Here is a 2324-nt window from a genome sequence, read left to right as displayed (position 1 = left end):
GTATTCGGGGTGGGCATGGTCGACGTAGAGGCGCGCGCCGTTGGTGAGGATGACGTTGGCGAGGCCGAGGTCTTCGTCGGTGAGCTGGGTGGGGTCGGCGACTTCGCGGGCGAGGTCGAAGCCGCGGGCGTCGCGGAGGGGGTTCTCCTCTTCGAAGTCCCAGCGGGCTCTGCGCGCCCGTGCGGCCGATGCCGCGAGGTAGGCGTTGACGACCTGTGAGGAGGTCACCATCGCGTTGGCCCCTGGCTGCCCGGGTACGGAGATGCCGTACTCGGTCTCGATGCCCATCACCCGCCGAACACTCATATCGTCGAGCCTATCGGGGTGTGCGGGGTGGAGCCATGGGGCCGGGTGTTCGCGGGGGGTGTGGCGGGGCACGCGGACGCGGCGGCCTCCCGTTCGGGGGGCCGCCGCGCCGGTGTCACGGTGTGGGCCTCGTTACAGGTACTGGCCGGTGTTGGCGACGGTGTCGATGGATCGGCCGGCTTCGGAGCCCTTGGTTCCGGAGACGAGGGTGCGGATGTAGACGATCCGTTCGCCCTTCTTGCCGGAGATGCGGGCCCAGTCGTCGGGGTTGGTGGTGTTGGGCAGGTCTTCGTTCTCGCTGAACTCGTCGACGCAGGCGGCGAGGAGGTGGGTGACGCGCAGGCCTTTCTGGCCGGTGTCGAGGTACTGCTTGATGGCCATCTTCTTGGCGCGGTCGACGATGTTCTGGATCATTGCTCCGGAGTTGAAGTCCTTGAAGTAGAGGACTTCCTTGTCGCCGTTGGCGTAGGTGACCTCCAGGAAGCGGTTCTCCTCGCTTTCGGTGTACATCCGCTCGACCGTGGCCTGGATCATGGCTTCGACCGTGGCCTCGGCGGAGCCGCCGTGCTCCTTGACGTCGTCGGGGTGGAGCGGGAGGCCGTCGAGGATGTACTTGGAGAAGATGTCCTTGGCGGCTTCGGCGTCGGGCCGCTCGATCTTGATCTTGACGTCGAGGCGGCCGGGGCGCAGGATCGCGGGGTCGATCATGTCCTCGCGGTTGGAGGCGCCGATGACGATGACGTTCTCCAGGCCTTCGACGCCGTCGATCTCGCTGAGCAGCTGCGGGACGATGGTGTTCTCGACGTCGGAGGAGACTCCGGATCCGCGGGTGCGGAAGATGGAGTCCATCTCGTCGAAGAAGACGATGACGGGGGTTCCGGCGGACGCCTTCTCTCGGGCGCGCTGGAAGACCAGGCGGATGTGCCGTTCGGTTTCGCCGACGTACTTGTTGAGCAGTTCGGGGCCCTTGATGTTGAGGAAGAAGCTCTTGCCCTCCTGGCCGGTCTTCTCGGCGACCTGTTTGGCGAGGGAGTTGGCGACGGCCTTGGCGATGAGCGTCTTCCCGCATCCGGGGGGCCCGTAGAGCAGGACGCCCTTGGGCGGCCTGAGCTGGTGCTCGCGGAAGAGGTCGGCGTGCAGGTACGGGAGTTCCACGGCGTCGCGGATCAGTTCGATCTGGCCGCTGAGGCCACCGATCTCGTTGTAGGAGATGTCGGGGACCTCTTCGAGGACGAGTTCTTCGACCTCGGCCTTGTGGATCTTCTCGTAGGCGTATCCGGACCGCGGTTCGAGCATGAGGGAGTCGCCGGCGCGGAGGGGTACTCCGCGGAGTGGTTCGGCGAGTTTGACGACGCGTTCCTCGTCGGCGTGCGCGATGACGAGGGCGCGTTCGCCGTCGTCGAAGAGTTCCTTGAGCATGACGACTTCGCCCTGCTCTTCGAACTTGAGTGCTTCGACGATGTTGAGGGCCTCGTTGAGCATGACCTCTTGGCCGCGCTGGAGGTCGTCGATGTCGACGGCCGGGCTGACGTTGACGCGGAGTTTGCGTCCGCCGGTGAAGATGTCGACGGTTCCGTCGTCGCGGGCTTCGAGGAAGACTCCGAATCCGGATGGTGGTTGTGCGAGCCTGTCGACCTCCTCCTTGAGCGCCACGATCTGCTCGCGAGCCTCTTTGAGGGTCGCTACGAGACGCTCGTTCTGACCGGTTACGGCGGCCAGGTTGGCCTGTGCCTCATGGAGGCGTTCTTCCAGCACACGTACTTGGCGCGGGGACTCCGCGAGCTTGCGGCGCAGCACGGAGATCTCCTCCTCCAGGAAGGAGATCTGCGTTTGGAGGTCCCTGACCTCCTTTTCGTGCTGCGCCTTGCGCGCCCCAGCATCGTCACGAGCGGCCACGCCCCGTCACCTCCTCACGAAGAGAGCCGACGACCTACTGAGACCCTACCTATCTGGAGGGCTTCCGTAACCTGCCCATTCGGTGTTCGTGTCGTGCGGGGGTGTTCGGGGGGCATTGGGAG

The 2324-nt window shown here is 65.4% G+C and carries 2 protein-coding genes; both read right to left on the bottom strand.

Translation table 11 applies throughout. From position 1 onward, the window contains the following. Positions 1-306 (bottom strand): proteasome accessory factor PafA2 family protein (locus tag E1266_RS36850; RefSeq protein WP_243719349.1); only part of this gene is annotated, 306 nt, incomplete at its 3' end. Between the two features lie 132 nt (positions 307-438). Next, positions 439-2202 (bottom strand): proteasome ATPase, encoded by a 1764-nt coding sequence (gene arc, locus E1266_RS36845; RefSeq protein ID WP_132055159.1) that lies wholly within the window; start codon positions 2200-2202, stop codon positions 439-441. Positions 2203-2324: the final 122 nt, after the last annotated feature.

Source organism: Actinomadura sp. 7K534, assembly GCF_004348575.1.
Taxonomy (GTDB): domain Bacteria; phylum Actinomycetota; class Actinomycetes; order Streptosporangiales; family Streptosporangiaceae; genus Spirillospora; species Spirillospora livida.
Note: the sequence above shows the minus strand (reverse complement) of the source record. Positions and strands in the feature narration are given on the sequence as shown.